The sequence below is a fragment of the Streptomyces sp. NPDC006923 genome (assembly GCF_040635655.1).
In the GTDB taxonomy this organism is placed as follows: Bacteria; Actinomycetota; Actinomycetes; order Streptomycetales; family Streptomycetaceae; genus Streptomyces.
In genome coordinates, this window is sequence record NZ_JBEYIF010000007.1 from 264613 (window position 1) to 280938 (window position 16326).

The 16326-nt window shown below is 69.5% G+C and carries 17 protein-coding genes; 5 read left to right on the forward strand and 12 right to left on the reverse strand.

The features are described 5' to 3' along the window. Positions 1-30: 30 nt before the first annotated feature. From ABZ707_RS16810 to ABZ707_RS16830, 5 genes are all read right to left on the reverse strand, one after another. Complete coding sequence (locus ABZ707_RS16810; protein WP_360174492.1) at positions 31-720, reverse strand: class F sortase; 690 nt, start codon at positions 718-720, stop codon at positions 31-33. A 1-nt stretch (position 721) separates the two neighbouring features. After that, a complete protein-coding gene (locus ABZ707_RS16815) occupies positions 722-1330 on the reverse strand; it encodes a hypothetical protein (RefSeq protein WP_360174495.1) in 609 nt (202 codons plus the stop codon). A gap of 92 nt (positions 1331-1422) precedes the next feature. Then, positions 1423-2202: an HAD-IIA family hydrolase gene (locus ABZ707_RS16820; RefSeq protein ID WP_360174498.1), complete on the reverse strand. Its 780-nt coding sequence runs from the start codon at positions 2200-2202 to the stop codon at positions 1423-1425. 266 nt (positions 2203-2468) lie between these two features. Further along, positions 2469-3674, reverse strand: a complete 1206-nt coding sequence (locus ABZ707_RS16825) for a hypothetical protein (protein ID WP_360174501.1) — start codon at positions 3672-3674, stop codon at positions 2469-2471. 254 nt (positions 3675-3928) lie between these two features. Next, complete coding sequence (locus tag ABZ707_RS16830) at positions 3929-5098, reverse strand: ROK family transcriptional regulator (RefSeq protein WP_360174504.1); 1170 nt, start codon at positions 5096-5098, stop codon at positions 3929-3931. 56 nt (positions 5099-5154) lie between these two features. Between ABZ707_RS16830 and ABZ707_RS16835 the strand changes: the two genes are divergently transcribed. Next, entirely contained in the window at positions 5155-6246 is a 1092-nt protein-coding gene (locus ABZ707_RS16835) for a Gfo/Idh/MocA family oxidoreductase (protein ID WP_360174507.1), read from the forward strand. Then, positions 6243-6710 carry a heme-degrading domain-containing protein gene (locus ABZ707_RS16840; protein WP_360174510.1) on the forward strand — a complete coding sequence of 156 codons (468 nt, stop codon included), beginning with the start codon at positions 6243-6245 and terminating at the stop codon, positions 6708-6710. The genes ABZ707_RS16835 and ABZ707_RS16840 overlap by 4 nt, the downstream gene beginning before the upstream one ends. 109 nt (positions 6711-6819) lie before the next feature. On the opposite strand, the gene ABZ707_RS16845 is transcribed toward ABZ707_RS16840, so the two are convergent. From ABZ707_RS16845 to ABZ707_RS16865, 5 genes are all read right to left on the reverse strand, one after another. Beyond that, positions 6820-7680: a fumarylacetoacetate hydrolase family protein gene (locus ABZ707_RS16845; RefSeq protein ID WP_360174513.1), complete on the reverse strand. Its 861-nt coding sequence runs from the start codon at positions 7678-7680 to the stop codon at positions 6820-6822. A gap of 117 nt (positions 7681-7797) precedes the next feature. Continuing rightward, positions 7798-8550 carry a YidC/Oxa1 family membrane protein insertase gene (locus ABZ707_RS16850; protein WP_360174516.1) on the reverse strand — a complete coding sequence of 251 codons (753 nt, stop codon included), beginning with the start codon at positions 8548-8550 and terminating at the stop codon, positions 7798-7800. 182 nt (positions 8551-8732) lie between these two features. Then, complete coding sequence (locus tag ABZ707_RS16855; protein ID WP_360174519.1) at positions 8733-9044, reverse strand: DUF6412 domain-containing protein; 312 nt, start codon at positions 9042-9044, stop codon at positions 8733-8735. Positions 9045-9257: 213 nt separating this feature from the next. Continuing rightward, positions 9258-10901 (reverse strand): sodium:solute symporter family protein, encoded by a 1644-nt coding sequence (locus ABZ707_RS16860; RefSeq protein ID WP_360174522.1) that lies wholly within the window; start codon positions 10899-10901, stop codon positions 9258-9260. Then, positions 10898-11116 (reverse strand): DUF3311 domain-containing protein, encoded by a 219-nt coding sequence (locus tag ABZ707_RS16865; RefSeq protein WP_360174525.1) that lies wholly within the window; start codon positions 11114-11116, stop codon positions 10898-10900. Before ABZ707_RS16865 ends, ABZ707_RS16860 begins: the two co-directional genes overlap by 4 nt. A gap of 177 nt (positions 11117-11293) precedes the next feature. Between ABZ707_RS16865 and ABZ707_RS16870 the strand changes: the two genes are divergently transcribed. The 3 genes from ABZ707_RS16870 (at position 11294) to ABZ707_RS16880 (ending at position 14039) form a co-directional block, all read left to right on the forward strand. Next, positions 11294-12292, forward strand: a complete 999-nt coding sequence (locus ABZ707_RS16870) for an SEC-C domain-containing protein (protein ID WP_360174527.1) — start codon at positions 11294-11296, stop codon at positions 12290-12292. Between the two features lie 262 nt (positions 12293-12554). Next, a complete protein-coding gene (locus ABZ707_RS16875) occupies positions 12555-13538 on the forward strand; it encodes a NaeI family type II restriction endonuclease (protein ID WP_360174530.1) in 984 nt (327 codons plus the stop codon). 30 nt (positions 13539-13568) lie between these two features. Then, complete coding sequence (locus ABZ707_RS16880) at positions 13569-14039, forward strand: very short patch repair endonuclease (protein ID WP_360174533.1); 471 nt, start codon at positions 13569-13571, stop codon at positions 14037-14039. Here ABZ707_RS16880 and dcm read toward each other — a convergent pair. Together dcm and ABZ707_RS16890 are read right to left on the reverse strand one after the other, a co-directional pair. After that, positions 14036-15310: a DNA (cytosine-5-)-methyltransferase gene (dcm, locus tag ABZ707_RS16885; protein WP_360174536.1), complete on the reverse strand. Its 1275-nt coding sequence runs from the start codon at positions 15308-15310 to the stop codon at positions 14036-14038. The genes ABZ707_RS16880 and dcm overlap by 4 nt on opposite strands. Before the next feature lie 187 nt (positions 15311-15497). Then, positions 15498-16205: an HNH endonuclease gene (locus ABZ707_RS16890; protein ID WP_360174539.1), complete on the reverse strand. Its 708-nt coding sequence runs from the start codon at positions 16203-16205 to the stop codon at positions 15498-15500. Between the last annotated feature and the right edge of the window lie 121 nt (positions 16206-16326).

Here is a 16326-nt window from a genome sequence, read left to right on the forward strand (position 1 = left end):
GGGAAAGCGGCCGGGCCCGGCCGGCGTCCGTCAGCCGGCGCGTGACCCGGTCACGCCGGTCAGATACGCCGACACCACCACGTTCGCCGTGTAGGCACGGGACTCCCGGTCGAAGGTGCCGCCGGAGGTGATCAGCCGTAGTTCCGCGCGGGAGTTCTCCCTGGTCCCGTAGACCTTCTCCGCGTCGAACCGGTCCCGGCTGACGACCTGGACATCGTTGATGGTGAATTCCGCGACCGAGCCGTCGGCCCTGCTCACCCGGACCTTGCCACCGGGCCGGGCGCCGCTCAGCCCGTAGAAGACGGCCGGTCTGGTCTCGGTGTCGACATGGCCGACGAACAGGGCGGTGCCCGCGGCGCCCGGCCGGACACCGCCGCCGTACCAGCCCACCGCGTGGGGCGTGGCGTACGGCGGCGGCGCGACCGCGCCGGTGTCATCGAGCCCGCGGACCACGACGGGCGCCTCGATCCCTATCGACGGCACCTCCACCCGCCGCGGTTCGGCCGGCTTCAGCGGGGCCCGGGCCGGCGGCAGCGCCACGCCCAGCGGCCGGCCGACAGCCGCCACATCACCGGTGGTGGGCGCTGACAGACGGGCCGAGCCCTCGACTCCGCCGCGCCCCCACAGCGCCAGCCCGAGCAGCAGGACGGCCCAGGCCACGCCGGTGAGAAGCCTGCCGTTGCCCGCCGCGCCGTGCCGTTTCCCCGAGAACGAGAACATGTCAGTCCGAGTCCCGCGGGGCCCTGCGCTGCCGCCGTGCGCTCCGCAGGGCCACGGCGACGGCGGCCACACTCGCCAGGACCAGACCGATCACGGCCTGCGAAATGCCGGGGCCGGTCTCCTCGACGTCGGCCTTCCGGTCCGCGGCGAGCGTCGCCGCACCGCCGCCGCCGGCCCGTACCGGCGCGAACGGTGTCGGGCGGCCGTGATGAAGGACCCGGGCGTCGCCCGCGCCGGAGCGACCGCGCCCCCGGCCGTGTCCCTGCCCGTCGCATCTGACGTTGACGCCGTGGTTGCCCGCGACGGCGGACGACCTGTTTCTCGTGTCCCGGGAGGAGGGCGTGTCCCGCCCGCCGTCGCCGTCCCGGCCCGAAGGCCCCGGCCCGGCGGCGAGCGCCTGGGACGAGGCGAGGATCGGCGAGCTCTCGCAGCCGCTGGCCTGGATCCCGGCCGTGTCGTCCTGGGTCAGGGCGGCGGGAGCGGCCGGGCCCCGCTCGGATGCACGGTCCTGCGCGTGGGCGAAGCCGGGACCGCCGAGGGCGAAGACAGGCGCGGCCACGAGGACGGCAGCCGCTCCTGCCGCACGGAATGCGAGCAAACCTGTACGCATCGTGAACCTCCTGATAACAAGAGACTCACTCGCCCCACCGCTTCTCGCATCCGCAGAGACCGATTACTGACCCGTACGCCGCTCTGACGTGCTCAGACGCGGTCCACAAGATCGGCGATCGAGTCAACGACCGTGGAAGGACGGAAGGGATAGCGGTCGATCTCGGCCTCCCCCGTCACGCCGGTCAGCACCAGGATGGTCTCCATCCCGGCCTCCAGACCGGCCAGCACATCGGTGTCCATACGGTCACCGATCATGGCGCTGGTCTCGGAGTGCGCGCCGATGGCGTTGAGTCCGGTCCGCATCATCAGCGGGTTGGGCTTGCCCGCGAAGTACGGATCCCGGCCGGTCGCCTTGGTGATCAGCGCGGCCACCGCGCCGGTGGCGGGCAGCGGGCCCTCCGTCGAGGGGCCGGTCTCGTCGGGGTTGGTGCAGATGAACCGCGCGCCGCCGTTGATCAGCCGGATCGCCCTGGTCAGGCTCTCGAAGCTGTATGTACGGGTCTCTCCGAGCACCACATAGTCCGGCTCGTGGTCGGTGAGGATGTAGCCGATGTCGTGCAGGGCAGTGGTCAGCCCGGCCTCACCGATGACATACGCCGTACCGCCGGGCCGCTGGTCCTCCAGGAACTTGGCGGTGGCGAGCGCCGAGGTCCAGATGTTCTCCACGGGTACGTCGAGACCCATCCGGGCCAGCCGGGCCTGCAGATCGCGGGGCGTGTAGATGGAGTTGTTGGTGAGGACGAGGAAGGGCTTGCCCGACTCCCGCAGTCGCTTGATGAACTCGGCGGCGCCGGGGATCGGAACCCCTTCGTGAACGAGGACACCGTCCATGTCGGTGAGCCACGATTCGATCGGCTTGCGCTCTGCCACTGGACTGTTCTCCGCTCTGCGGTGGCCAATAATCCGCTGTCCGGATCCGCCCGACACCGTGCGGGTCGGGCCGGACACGCCCAGCCTAACCAGGGCGTGCCCCGGGCGGCGGAGCCGTACACGGCACGGGGAGACCCCCCGGGGGTGTCACCTCGGGGGGTCTCGTACCGTACGGACGGCTCGCCGCTCGCCGGGCGGCCGGGGCCTTCGCCCAACTCCGTTGGCAGCAGGGCGACATGGCCGCCGGGGCGTTCCGGCGGTGGCGCTCAGTGGCGCCCGCCGCGCAGCCTCCGTACGCCGAGGAACAGCGCGGTCCCGGCCACGACCAGGAGTCCGGCGGCGGCCGACCGGCCCATGAGGCCGTCGAAACCGGTGCGGGCGAGTTCGCCGGGCTTGGCGGCGCGTGAGGTCGTGTCGCGGGCCGCGCGCTCGACGGCGCGCGGCTTGGGGGCGTCATCCGGTTCCGTGGCGGCGGGCTCCTCCCCGGCCGGTTCCTCGTCGAGCGGCTCCTCCTCGACAGCCGGCTCCTCGGCCGCCGCTTCCTCGACGGCCGGCTCCGCTGCGGTGGTGTCGGCGGCGGCGCTGTCGGCGGCGGGAGCGCCGGGGGCCGTCGGCGTGGCGGAGGCCGGCGCGTCCGGGTTCCCGGCGGTGGCGCCGGGGAGGGCCGACGCGGCGTCAGGCGCACCCGACGCCGTGGGAGCGGACCTCCCGGCGGCGGCCTGGCCGGTGGCCGCCGAGGGGGCGGCGGAGGGCGCGCTGGTGCGGGCGCCGCCTCCGGCGCCGTTCGTGGTCCCGCCGTCGACGGCGAAACGGTAGTCGTTGGAGACGCCGACCCAGTCGCCGTCGGCACCCCGGCGCTGCACGGTCGCGGCGCTGACCACGATCTCGTTGGAGCGCGTGCCCGGTGCGAAGGAGAGCCGCGCCCGGACGGTGACGGTCCGGCCCGCCGGTACGGCGAAGCCCGGCGAGCCGTCGTCGAGCACCCCGATGACCTCGTCCTCGTCGGACTTCTCCAGCGACATCGTCCGCCAGCGCCGTTCGTCGTCCGAGATCTCCAGCTTCACCTGGGAGGTGCCGAGCACCCGGTCCCGGTCGGTGAGGACGACAACGGGATGGATGTCACGGCACGCCTCGGCGCTGGTGTTGGTGAGATCGAGATACCAGTGCCCGGCGTCGCCGCCGGGCCGATAGGCGACGGGGCCGCCATGGATACGGGTCTCGATCGGAAAGCCGCGGGCCGGCGCCTTGCCGCACACCGGCCGGACCTGGGCGCCCGGCACCGGTCCTGACAGGGCCGCGCGCCCGGCATCGGCGCCGCCCGCCCGCCATCGGACGTCCACGGCCTCGGGAACGGACGTCGCGGGCGCCGCCGGGGCCGCCGACGCCCGCGCGAGCAGCGCGGCGGGCAGTACCACCGGCGCCAGGGTGGTGACCGCGGTGGCTCCGATCACCAGAGCATGACGAAGTCGCATGTTCGCTCGGCCTTTGCTGGTCGCGGAAGCGGGAGGGCGTTTTCCGGTGGGGCCGGAAGAGCCGCACCGGACTCACGACACTGGCACGCGTGGACGGCCGTCGCAGGGGACCATGGACTCGAATGGTCTAAAAATCAGATGAATGCACCCCATTGGCGGCAGCGCCCGACCGTGACCGGGTCCCCCGGCCGGGCTCACCGCCTCAGCCGCCCGGCCCGCCCGGTAGCCCAGTTGGTTCGCGTCAGGCCGGCTCGTCAGGCGGGCTCGGGGCCCCGCCGGTGGCCGAACACCGGCGCCAGGACCAGTTGCGCCGCGCCCTCCGCGACCACATGCGCGCCACCGCCGACCGCGGTCACCGGGACGACCGCGTCCGGGGCGCGCGCGGCGACCTCGGCGCCCACTCCTCGTACAAAACACTTCTCGTGCGCGGCGATCGTCCGCCCGCCGAGCAGCACCCGGTCGATGTCGAGCAGGCCGACGAGGTTCGCGGCCCCGGTGCCGAGCACCCGCGCCGCCTCCGCCAGGTCGCCACGGGCGACCGCCGCCAGACAGAGCGCCTCGACACAGCCCCGGTTGCCGCAGTCACACTCGGGCCCGTCGAGCTGAATGACCTGGTGGCCGAACTCGCCCGCTCCGGTGCGCTCGCCGCGGTGGAGGGCGCCGCCGAGGACAAGTCCGGCTCCCAGTCCCGTACCGAGGTGGAGATACGCGAAGGAGTCGCCGGGATCGCGCAGGGAGAGGCCGAGGGCGGCGGCGTTGGTGTCCTTGTCGAGTACGACGGGCAGGCCGAGGCGGGCGGCGAGGGCATCACGCAGCGGGTACCCGTCCCACTGCGGAAAGCCGGTGACCCGCCGGGGCACACCGGTGGCATGGTCGAGCGGACCCGGCATCGCGACACCGACGCCGAGAAGTCCGCCGGTGCCCGGGGCCGTGTCCTGGGGCACCGCACCCGCCCGCGCCCCGTCCGACCCCGTGCGCACCGCCGCCACGTGTGCCGCCGCCGCTCCGACGACCCGCTCGGCCCCCGCACCGAGGTCGAGCGGCGCGGTCCGTACGGCCACCGCGGCGCCGGCCAGGTCCACCAGGACCGCCGTCAGCTCGTCCCGGTCGAGGTGCAGGCCCACGGCGTGCGCGGCCGACGGGACCAGCTTCAGCACCGTCCTGGGTTTGCCGCCCGTGGAGGCGCGGCGCCCGGCCTCCGCCGCCAGCCCGTCCGTCCGCAGCCGGGCCGTGATCTTGCTGACGGCCTGCGGGGTGAGCCCGGTGCGCTCGGCGAGCTCCAGCCGGCTGATGCCGCCCTCACCCGCCGCACGCAGCAGATCGAGCACGAGTGCCGCGTTGTGTCCGCGCAGCACCGGGAGATTGGCCCCCGCCTGCGCCGCTCGGCGCGCCTGCCCTGCGTTGCTCCTGTACAGATCCGCCATGTCCGCCATTCTCCACCGCTCTTGCACTTTGGCAACAGCGTTGCTTAAGTGGACGTATGACTGATACCGGAACCCCTCTGCGCGTCGGGCTCGTGGGCTACGGCCTCGCGGGTTCCGTCTTCCACGCCCCGCTGATCGCCGCCACCGGGGGCCTCGCTCTCGACACGGTCGTGACCTCCGCCCCGGAGCGCCGGGAGCAGGCGCGGGCCGAGTTCCCCGACGTGCGGTTCGCGGCCTCGCCGGACGAGTTGTGGGAGCGGGCCGGCGAGCTCGACCTGATCGTCGTCGCCTCGCCCAACAAGACGCATGTCCCGATCGCGACGGCCGCGCTCAGGGCCGGTCTGCCGGTGGTCGTGGACAAGCCCCTCGCGGGCAGCGCCGCCGAGGCGCGCGAACTGGCCGCGCTCGCCGAGGAACGCGGGCTGCTGCTCTCCGTCTTCCAGAACCGCCGCTGGGACAACGACTTCCGCACGCTGGCCCGTCTCGTCGAGACCGGCCGGCTCGGCGACGTACAGCGCTTCGAGTCGCGCTTCGAGCGCTGGCGTCCGCAGCTCAAGGGCGGCTGGCGCGAGTCGGGCGCGGCGGAGGAGATCGGCGGGCTGCTGTACGACCTCGGCAGCCATGTCGTCGACCAGGCGCTGGTGCTGTTCGGCCCGGCGGTGCGGGTCTACGCGGAGACCGACGTACGCCGTCCGGGCGCCGAGACCGACGACGACACCTTTGTCGCGATCACCCACGCGAACGGCGTCCGCTCCCATCTCTACGCCAGCGCCACCACCGCGCAGCTCGGCCCGCGCTTCCGGGTGCTGGGCTCGGCGGCGGGCTATGTGAAGTACGGCCTGGATCCGCAGGAGGCGGATCTGCGCGAGGGCAAGCGGCCCGGCACGGAGGCGCGCTGGGGCGTGGAGCCCGAGTCGCTGTGGGGCCGGATCGGCGCGGGCGAGTCGCCGCTGACGGGGGGCGGCAGCCCGGTCGAGACGGAGCCCGGCGACTACCCGGCCTACTACGCGGGCATCGCCACCGCGCTGCGCGAGGGCACCGCGCCGCCGGTGACGGCGCACGAGGCCGCGGCGGCCCTCGATGTCCTGGAGGCGGCGAAGCTTTCGGCCCGCGAAGGCCGCACGGTCACTCTGGAGGTCCTGGCATGAGCGTCCCGGCGGTCAGTGTGGCCGAACTCGAAGCGCAGGAAGCACGGTTGGTCCTGAGCCACTTCAGCTACGACGACGCCTGGACGCTGGGCGGTCTGCTGGTCGAGCTGGCGCGCGAGCGGCGGGCACCGGTGGCGATCGACATCCGCCGCGGCGGACAGCAGCTCTTCCACTGCGCGCTGCCGGGCTCGTCGGCGGACAACGACGCGTGGATCGACCGCAAGCGGCGGGTCGTGGAGCGGTACGGCGAGAGTTCGTTCCTGGTCGGCAGCCGCTTCCGCGCCAAGGGCACCACCTTCGAGGAGTCCTCGCGCCTGGACCCCGATGTCTTCGCGGCCCACGGCGGCTCGTTCCCGATCGCGGTGGAGGGCGCGGGAGTCATCGGCACGGTCACGGTCTCGGGGCTTCCGCAGGCCGAGGACCACGCGATGGTGGTCGAGGCGCTGGAGCGGCTGCGCGGCTGAGGTCCCGTCCGGTCGGTCGGCCCGGGCCGCGACGACCGACCGGACAGGGGCCAGGGGCCGGGTGGTACGGCCGACGGCCCGTACCACCCGGCCCGCTTCCCGGCGAGAGCTACGCGTCCTTGAACTCCTGGCGCTGCGCGCCGAGTCCCTCGATCTCCAGCTCGACCACGTCGCCGGCCCGCAGATAGGGCTTTGGCTCCGGCTGGCCCAGGGCCACCCCCGCCGGCGTACCGGTGTTGATGACATCGCCCGGATACAGCGTCATGAACTGGCTGACGTACCGCACGAGTTCACCGACGCCGAAGATCTGGTCGGCGGTCGTCCCGTCCTGCTTGACCTCGCCGTTGACCGTCAGCTTCAACGACAGCGCCTGGGGGTCCGGCACCTCGTCCGCCGTCACCAGCCAGGGGCCCAGCGGGTTGAACGTCTCGCAGTTCTTGCCCTTGTCCCAGGTGCCGCCCCGCTCGATCTGGAACTCCCGCTCGGAGACATCGTGCGAGATCGCGTATCCGCCGACATGCGCGAGCCCGTCCGCCGCCGAGTCCAGATAGCGGGCGGTGCGCCCGATGACCACCGCGAGCTCGACCTCCCAGTCCGTCTTACGGCTGTTCCTGGGCACCAGAACGGTGTCATCAGGTCCGACCACTGTGTCCGGAGCCTTAAAGAAAATGATCGGTTCGGTCGGAATCTCCGCACCGGTCTCCGAAGCATGGTCGTGATAGTTCAGACCGATACATACGATTTTGCCGATCCGGCCGAGCGGCGGGCCGATCCGGGACGCGGCCCCGTCGAGCACGGGCAGCTCACCGGCGACGGCAGCCGCCCTGATCCGGTCGAGGGCCGCATCGTCGGCGAGCAGGTCGCCGTCGATGTCCCTGACCAGCCCGGACAGGTCCCGGACGGTCACCCCGTCCTCGTCGAGCAGCGCGGGGCGTTCCGCCCCCGCCGTACCGACACGCAACAGCTTCATGGTCTCTGTCTCCCTCTGGATCGAGCGTGGGCCGGCCGATGGGCGCGGCCATCGGGAGCCTTGGCGATCCTCCAAGACATCGGATCACTCTGCAAGCCCCGTTCACTTCGTGGATCCTCAGGCGGCCGTCGCCAGTACCCCGGCGACCGGCAGGTCCCGGTAGAGGAAGTAGCGCTCGGCCGCCGTCCAGGTCGTGCTGGTCACCACGTACAGCGCGGCTGCCAGCGGCACCACGGCGACGGTGAACAGCGTGGCGAAGGAGAGCAGCGGCATCATCTTCGTCATCGCGCCCATGCCCGGCATCTGCTGTCCGTCGGGGCCCGGGGGCATCGCGGGCGCCGCCGCGAGCTGCCGCTTCGTGCGCCGGAAGTTGAAGGTGGCGACGCCGGCGACGATCGCGAAGAGCGCCACATACACGAGCCCCGCGCCCCCGAAGACCCCGCCGTGCGCGAGCGCGTCCGTCCAGCGTTCGCCGAGCGGCGCGGCGAACAGGGAGTGGCCGAGAAGCTGGTTCTGCTCGCCGCCGATCCGCCGGCTGGAGAACAGGTGGTACATCAGGAAGAACGCGGGCATCTGGAGCAGGCTCGGCAGGCAGCCCGACAGCGGCGAGACCTTCTCCGCGGCGTGCAGCTCCATGAGCGCCTTCTTCATGCGCTCGGGGTTCTTGGCGTGCTTCTCGCGCAGTTCGGCGATCTGCGGCGCGAGCCTGGTACGGGCCTTCTGGCCGCGGGCCGACGCCCGGGAGAGCGGGTGGATCGCGAGCCGTACGCAGGCGGTGAAAAGGATGATCGCCGCGGCTGCGGCGCCGTTGTGGAACAGCGGCTGGAGCAGGTCCGCGAGGTTGCCGACCAGGTTGGCGAAAACGGACATGGTGAGCCCTCCGTGGGTCTCGTCGTGCCGGATCGGCCGCGGCGGACGCGGGGGCACGGCGGTGGGAACCGCCGGCCCGCGCCGGGAGCGCGGCCGGGAGACAACGCGGCGTGACGGCCCGCGCGGGGCACGGAGAACCAGGCGTACGGAGTACGGGGCTCCGGGAACGGAGAGGAGTGCCCCTACGCGGCCGTCGGCAGCCGACGGCCGGGCGCTCGGGGCCTGGTGCGGCCCGATGCGTCGGGATCTCGCTGGGGCAGGAAGGCGGTGCGCTGCTCGCGGTCGCGGATGGCCGTCCGTACCCGGTGATGCGGCACAGCGGGCACGGAGCGCGCGATGATGACGGCGCAGACGCCGAGCGCGGAGCCCGCGGCGGCCGTGGCGGCGAGCGCCACGGCGGCGGAAAGGCTGCCCGCGTCGATCAGCAGGACCTCGGTGAGCAGGAAGAGCAGCAGCCCGACCGGGCGCAGCAGGCGCAGCGCGCTGCGGACCATGGCCTGCCCCTCCTGTCGCTGTCGTGCCTCGCTCGTCGGTGCCGGGGCCGCGTGCTGTGGTGCTCCCGGCGTGGCTGCCGATACTTCTGTACGACAAAAGCCACTTCAGCCGTTATACACGATCGCTCTCCGCCCGCTGTAGGGGCCGCGGGCGCGGGAGGCGGCGGGATACGGCCCTGAGCGTGGCCGGGGACGGATCAGGCCGGGGACGGATCAGACCGTCGCCGGGCGGACACCGCCCACCGGATCGTCGCCGTCCGGATCGTCGCCGTCTGGAGCACTGCGGTCCGGAGCGCCGCCGTCCGCGTCACCCCCTGCCGGAGCAGCGCCGGGCAGATCGCCGTCGGGCGGGTTTCCGTCGGGCGGGTTTCCGTCGGGCGCATCGTCGAGGAGCGGATCGCGCGCCAGCACGTCCCGGTCCGGCCGGGTGTCGCGGTCGGCAGGTCCCGCGTAGGTCACCGCCAGCGCCACCACCAGATTCGCGGCGAGCGCCACGATCCCGGCGTTTATGCCCCACACCGGGTCGTGTCCGGTGAAGACCAGTGCGCACACCACACCCACACCGACCGCGAGCCCGCTCAGCGCCCCGGCGAGGGTGAGCCGCCGCCACACAAGACCAAGCAGCAGTATGGGGAGAAGCTGCGCCATGCCCTCGTACGAGATGAGGGAGAGCCGTACGAGGGTGTTGGGCGCGGCGTACGTCAGTATCAGCGCGATCGTGCCGGCGGCGACGACCACCACCTGCGCGGCGCCCTTCTGCCGTGTCTTCCAGCGCGGCACGAGCGAGAGCACACTACGGCCCCACATCGTCCCGATCACCAGCATGAACACGGCCATCGGCACCACCGAAGAGAGCGCCGCGGCGACCCCGATGATCCCGACCGCCCAGGCGGGCAGCGAGTCGACGACAAGCGTGAAGAGGGCGAGGTTCGAATCGGCGCCGGCCAGGCCCGGGACGACGAAGAGCGCCGCCAGGCCCAGCACCATCGGCACAAAGAGCAGCACGTTGTAGGCGGGCAGCCAGATCGCGTTGCGGCGCAGCGCGTCGGCGCTCCGCGCGCCCAGATACCCGGCGACGGTGGTCGGGAAGATCACGACCGTCAGCGCGTTCAGCAGCGAGGTGGTGACGAACCACGCGCCGCCGAGACCACTGCCGCCATGGCCTGGCAGTGTGAGCCACTCGCGCTTCTCCGCCACCAGCCGGTCGAGCAGGGGCCCGTAGCCGTCGAAGTAGTGCAGCGGCACATAGACGGCCAGGAACCCCAGGGTGCCGATCACCAGGACGTCCTTGAGCACCGACACCCAGGCACTGCCCCGCAGTCCGCTCACCACCACAAAGCCGGTGGTCACCGCGAAGGAAATGAAATATCCCCAGTTGAGGCTTATCGCGCCGTACGAGATGGTCGAGACGACCACACCCATGCCGGTGATCTGGAGCTGGATGTACGGCAGCAGAAAAACGGTCGTGAGCAACGCCACCACGGCGCCGAGCCAGGGCCGGTCGAAGCGGTGGGCGACCATATCGGTAATCCCCACAAGATTATGGCGCCGTGCATAGCTCCACACCATGGGTCCGACCACATAGCCGACCGCGTAGCCGCAGGACATATAGGCGACCACATAGAGCACGGGCGCGCCATAGTTGTAGCCCCAGCCGGCCGCGCCCAGATAGCTGAAACTGGTGTAGCTCTCGCCCGCCATCAGCACCCAGATGAAGACGGCGCCAAGGCTGCGCCCGCCCACCGACCACTCGGCGAGTCCGCCTCCGCCGCCACGTCCGCGCACCGCGAACAGCCCGAGTGCGACGGTCCCCACCATGAAGACGCCGAAGATCGTCGTCGCGACCGCCGCGTTCACCCCGCGCCCTCCCGCCGCCGGGCCGACAGCCGCCGGTCGCCGCGGTAGGCCAGCCACACCGCGGCCGGGGTCACCAGCGTCGCGCCGAGCAGCCACAGGGAGAGGAAGGGCAGCCCGAGGACGACGGGCTCCACCCGGTTCACCCAGGGCGGCGCCACCAGGAACAGCACGAAGGGCAACAGCAGCCAGAGCAGATGGGGTCGGTGTCTGAGCACACCAGGACCCTAAGCGCTGCCCCGTGATCGCCGCGGGCGAGGCGCACCGGCCGGGGGTGCTGGCCGGAGGTGCCGGAGCGGGCCGCGCCACCCTCACCCCGTACGGCCCGGACCGTAACCCACCGGAGCCGAAGCAACCCCCCGCCGGGGCCCCCGTACAGCAGTACGGTGTGCATCATGCGCCCCGACATGCCTGCCGACCACACCACGGAAGCCGAGCGCCTGCTGCGCACCGCGGCCCAGTACCCGGAAGATCGCGAGCCCCTGCTCCTCCAGGCCGCGGCCCATCTGGAACTGGCCGGCGCCCGCGACCGGGCCACCGGCCTCTACGACACCCTCCTCGCGGCCTCTCCCGAACGCCCCCATCTGGTGAAGGCGCTGAAGGCGGCCAACCTCTGGGAGTACGGCCACGAGGCTGAGGCACACGCGATCATCGACGGGGTACGCGCCGCGGCCCCGCTGGACCCGGCCCCGTGGGAGATCGTGGCGGAGACCCTGGAGTCCCACGACGAACTGGAAGCCGCGCACGACTCCTTCACCACAGCCCTGGACCTGCTCCTCTCGCCCGACGAGGAGGTCTCGTACCCGATCCAGTCCCTCCTCGCCGGCCGCCACCGCGTCCGCCGTCTGCTCGGCCTCGACCACGACGCCCGGGACGGCCTCGCCGACCGCCTCCACAAGGCGGATGTGCCGCTGGACGAACTCCACGACCCGAAGCGCCTCTGGGCCCTGGGCTCCGACAACCCGGCGGAACTCCAGGCCGAGATCACCCGCCTCCGCGCCGAACTGGGCTCCTACCGCACGGCCCTGTCCCGCCCGTTCCCAGTCGCGGTGCTCCACTGGCCGGAAGCGGAGCTGAGCGAACTCCTGGCCGCGTACCCGGCCCTGGCCGCCGAATATCCCTCGCACGAGGCGCACCTGACCCAACTGGAGGCGTCCCTGCGGGACCTCGCCTCCACGGGCACGCCCAACCTGGGCGTCGTCACGGGCACCGTCCCCTCGTACGAAGCCTTCGCCGCCTCGGAGGCCACCACCCCCTCCGACGCCAGCCTGCTCCCCCAGTACGCCACCACCCTCGCGGCCCGGGGCCGGGCCACACCCTGGCCCCCGTCCCGCAACGCGGCCTGCTGGTGCGGCTCGGGCAAGGCGTACCGGGAGTGCCACGGGGTGGCGTAGAGCAGGTGTGAGTCCCGCCGGGCGTTCCGGGAAGCAGCACTGGGGGGCGAGTTAGTTGTATTCAGCCACCTATCCGCGCCCCCCTGCAGCACTCGGATTGGAAGCTCCACACTTTTCCTTTGCCATCCGCCCAACCTCGGCTATCGCAGAAAACGCGCACAATAACTCAATCGATTCCTAAGTCACCAATTTCACCCGTTCCGGGCAGTTACCGTTCCGGGCAGTTACCGTAACCGAATTTCCATCCACATGAGGTTCCCCCTTGCTTCCTTTGGATTTTTCTGCAGCCGCCAATATTTCATCGGAAGCGGCTGCAGCAGAAGACGACGAGCTCAAAATCGTGCGTGAATACTTGTTGTCGCTCGACCCGACGGGAAGCCGTTTCGCTGCAGTACTGCGGGACACCATCGACCAGCTACTCAACGGGGAGGCCACAGGTAGGTATGACTGGAAGGATCTACGGCAGACAGAGAAGACTCACGCAGGCTCTCTGGTGGAAATCAACCTGCATAGAGAATTTAACTTCGCCGATGGCAAAGCAATGGACTACCAAATCGGCGGCATCGAAGTCGATTGTAAATTCTCCCAAGATTTTGGCGGCTGGATGATTCCACCCGAAGCGATAGGTCACCTGTGTCTGCTCGTCACCGCTGACGACTATGCCAGCAGCTGGAGTGCGGGCCTGCTCCGCATACAAGAGGACTGGCTGAATCAAGGGTCCAATCGCGACAAAAAACTGACCGTCAAGGCCAGACATCGGCATAGAATTTCCTGGCTCTGGCACAAAGCCGAGCTTCCCGAGAACGTACTCCTGCACCTTCCGCCCGCCATACGCTCTCAGATCCTCATTAAGGGGAAGAACAAAGGTCAGGCCCGGGTAATCGAACTGTTCCGGAGGATTCAGAACAAACCCATCGGGCGCGGCGCGGTCCGTACAGCAGCGCAACAGCTCGACTACATGGCCCGCCTCCGCGAGGGAACGGGCCGGGCGCGCACAGTGCTTCGCGAAGAGGGCATTCTCATCGCTGGTCCTTACAGTAAGCACCAGGATATAGCGCGACGGCTTGGAGCGTGCGTTCCTCGGAGAGGCGAGTTCGTCAGCTTCCGCGTGGCCGAGCTCAAGCCCCACCATGCCAACCGCCCGAGCGTTGAACTCGACGGCAGATCATGGGTTCTAGCCGAACCGAAAGATCAGCACGAACCGGGACCGCGTCTCCCCAGACTCACCGGAGAGACAGAGTCCTGATAAGTGACCGCTGAAGATAAGGAGAGGCGCATGACGGACGACGCAGCCTGGGTGGCACCGGACGGATCGTGGGCGTCTTCGGCTGCACGACGACGCAACATGCAAGCGATCCGGAGCAGGGACACTAAGCCTGAGAGGCTGATCCGGCGGCTGGTACATGCACAAGGGCTGCGCTACAGAGTCGCCGCCAAGCCGCTTCCAGGTCTTCGCCGGACGGCCGATATGGTGTTCCGTCCGGCGAAGGTTGCAGTGTTCATCGATGGCTGCTATTGGCATGGCTGCCCTGAGCATTACGTGCCACCAAAGACTAACTCGGGCTACTGGTCAGAAAAGGTGGCAGGAAATATCGCCCGCGATCGTGATACCGATCGCCAGCTCACTGAGGCCGGATGGATAGTACTTCGTTTCTGGGAGCATGAGCCTCCAGAAGATTGCGCCCTTTCCATCGAGAACTCTGTGCGCCTAAATAGACCGAGCAGGGATCAATCGGCCATAACCTAGCTAATCTTGGCGCGCATTTCGGCGAATTTCAGGTGCCGCTCATGGTCTTCCTGTCCGACGAATCCCTTGAAACCGGCGAGACGATATGCTCGACTTTCTCCCTGCTCTACGTGCTCGATAACGAAGTCACGCGCCAATTGCGCCAGGCGGCGCTCAAACTCTTCGGGTTCCAGTTTTTCGCCGGCCGCCTTCTGGAGCTGAGAAACCGTCGCAAACTTGCCTACGTTACGCAACGCCCGGTAAAGAGTATCGTGCATAACCTCGGATTCCACGGTCTCCCGGTCGCGTTTCAGGCCCTCATGTTTCAGCGCATTAGCAATGCTCGTTCCGACAGCGCGAGCCACAGGCGGCGGAAAAGCGTTTCCGATTTGCCGGTATTTACTTGTCTTACGGCCATGGAATTTCCACTCATATCCCTCGGCCGGATCCCAGCCCTGCAATACAGCAACCATATCGGCCGTCAGCCTGGGGGGCTTATCCTCGGCAAACTCCGGTCCGGGCGCTTCGTCCCAGACGCCCATGGCGTCAACCCCTAGCTCCAACCAGGCGCGCTTAGCGCGCGTTGGGCCAAGGTCTGCGCCGCCATGCTTCTTTGAACCCCCGACAATTGTCGGGGCAATATCATTCGCTTTATCCGCCCACGCGTCGGCGCCCGGCCATCCGTTCTCCGCCATCATTTTGCGCAGAACAGATCCGACTGTTTTATCCGTCCTCTTCTCTTCAGGCCAGTGGAACCATGGGACATCTTCATCTTTCAAAGCGACGAGGACAAACCGAGGCCGCAGCTGCGGAACCCCAAAGTCCGCCGCGTGCAGGAGGCGCCAGTCCGACCAATAACCCAGCTCTTCGAGACGGTCCTTCACGTGTTGGCGATAGGCGGAGAAGCGTGGAGCGGAAAGCCCCCGGACGTTCTCCAGCATGAGTGCCCGCGGCTGCATTTTTCCAGCGAGCTCCACGGCCCACGCAAAGAGATCACGCTCATCGGTCGCGCCTAGCTGCTTGCCCGCAATAGAAAACGGAGGGCATGGCACACCGCCAGCGAGCAGAGAAAGGTTCTTATACTCGGGAAGCGTGTGGTCCCACGTGTCGGGATCGGCGACGTCGCCGCGCTTCACCTCCCAGGACCTATTCAGCTCCAGCGTCTTCGCAGCATTCTCATCGATCTCAACTGCGACAAGATGCTCAAAGCCTGCCTTCTCCAGTCCGAGAGCCTGACCGCCCGCTCCGGCGCAGATCTCGATCACGGTCAACTCGTGATGACTGGAACCCATCGGCTTCTCCTGGCTTGACTCAAAACGAACACGTAAGTGTCGCAGAGTTGCTGAGGAACCAGCCGAGGGGCTGGCCTCAGCACACACTACCGACATCAGAAAGTATCCCAGGCACCGCTGACAGTCGGCGTTCACCTGCCATTTGAGTCGCCAACACCGATTTTCGGCCCCCTGCCGCCCTCGGCGGTCAGGACTGAAGCAGCTCTCGAAGGTCGCGCTTCATCTCGTCCCGCACCGCCGCCGGTAGCTGCCGGTACATGCCCCACGCCTGCTCGGCCGGGCTCAGCGGCCGGACATCGCCCGTCATCCACGCCAGCAGCTCGCGTTTGTTCCGGACGGGGAGTTCCCTCACCCGGTCCCACACCTGCGTCCGGCTCATCTGGACACCGGTCAGGTTCCGCACCGTCTCATTACACCGAGAACACTCAGTAACGAGGTCTTCCGCGTTGGCACCGCCGCCTGAAGCGTGGGGGTTCACATGACCAAGAGTGAGCCGGGCATGCGAGCCGGGGTCGTCAGCATAGGCCTCGGCGGCACCGATACCGCAGCGTCGGCACATGTGCCCGTCCCGCTCATAAACGAAGCGCCGGGTCCTCGCACTGATCTGACGCAGACCGGCGGCCCGGTGCTCCTGGTCCCAGACGGGAAGTCCCATCTCCTCCAGATACAACTGGTCCGGCTGAAGGCTCGGCATGTCCCGGTTCGTCCTGATGACCCAGCCTGCCGGCCGCAGATCACGCATACGGCGGTCGACTTGCTCAGCCCCGCTGACGGCCGCACGCAGGGCCGCCTTGGAGAAAGTTCCGCCCACGCCGATCTCATCGCGAAGCCACAACGCCACGCGGACCCGCGTACCCAGCCCGGTGTCGCGCCAGTCCAGATCAGGGGTCGACATCAAGTACTCCACTCGAACACGTTCGCTAGCAATGATCAATTCGAGGGGGAACAGTAACTTGCCGCCACATGCCGCGGCAAGTGGCGGCAAGCTGCAGCCGACGTCATTCGTCGCCCACAGT

Coding starts and splice junctions, on each gene's coding strand:
- ABZ707_RS16810 (WP_360174492.1), bottom strand. CDS start 720: ATGTTCTCGTTCTCGGGGAAACGGCACGGCGCGGCGGGCAACGGCAGG.
- ABZ707_RS16815 (WP_360174495.1), bottom strand. CDS start 1,330: ATGCGTACAGGTTTGCTCGCATTCCGTGCGGCAGGAGCGGCTGCCGTC.
- ABZ707_RS16825 (WP_360174501.1), bottom strand. CDS start 3,674: ATGCGACTTCGTCATGCTCTGGTGATCGGAGCCACCGCGGTCACCACC.
- ABZ707_RS16830 (WP_360174504.1), bottom strand. CDS start 5,098: ATGGCGGATCTGTACAGGAGCAACGCAGGGCAGGCGCGCCGAGCGGCG.
- ABZ707_RS16835 (WP_360174507.1), top strand. CDS start 5,155: ATGACTGATACCGGAACCCCTCTGCGCGTCGGGCTCGTGGGCTACGGC.
- ABZ707_RS16840 (WP_360174510.1), top strand. CDS start 6,243: ATGAGCGTCCCGGCGGTCAGTGTGGCCGAACTCGAAGCGCAGGAAGCA.
- ABZ707_RS16845 (WP_360174513.1), bottom strand. CDS start 7,680: ATGAAGCTGTTGCGTGTCGGTACGGCGGGGGCGGAACGCCCCGCGCTG.
- ABZ707_RS16850 (WP_360174516.1), bottom strand. CDS start 8,550: ATGTCCGTTTTCGCCAACCTGGTCGGCAACCTCGCGGACCTGCTCCAG.
- ABZ707_RS16855 (WP_360174519.1), bottom strand. CDS start 9,044: ATGGTCCGCAGCGCGCTGCGCCTGCTGCGCCCGGTCGGGCTGCTGCTC.
- ABZ707_RS16870 (WP_360174527.1), top strand. CDS start 11,294: ATGCGCCCCGACATGCCTGCCGACCACACCACGGAAGCCGAGCGCCTG.
- ABZ707_RS16880 (WP_360174533.1), top strand. CDS start 13,569: ATGACGGACGACGCAGCCTGGGTGGCACCGGACGGATCGTGGGCGTCT.
- dcm (WP_360174536.1), bottom strand. CDS start 15,310: ATGGGTTCCAGTCATCACGAGTTGACCGTGATCGAGATCTGCGCCGGA.
- ABZ707_RS16890 (WP_360174539.1), bottom strand. CDS start 16,205: ATGTCGACCCCTGATCTGGACTGGCGCGACACCGGGCTGGGTACGCGG.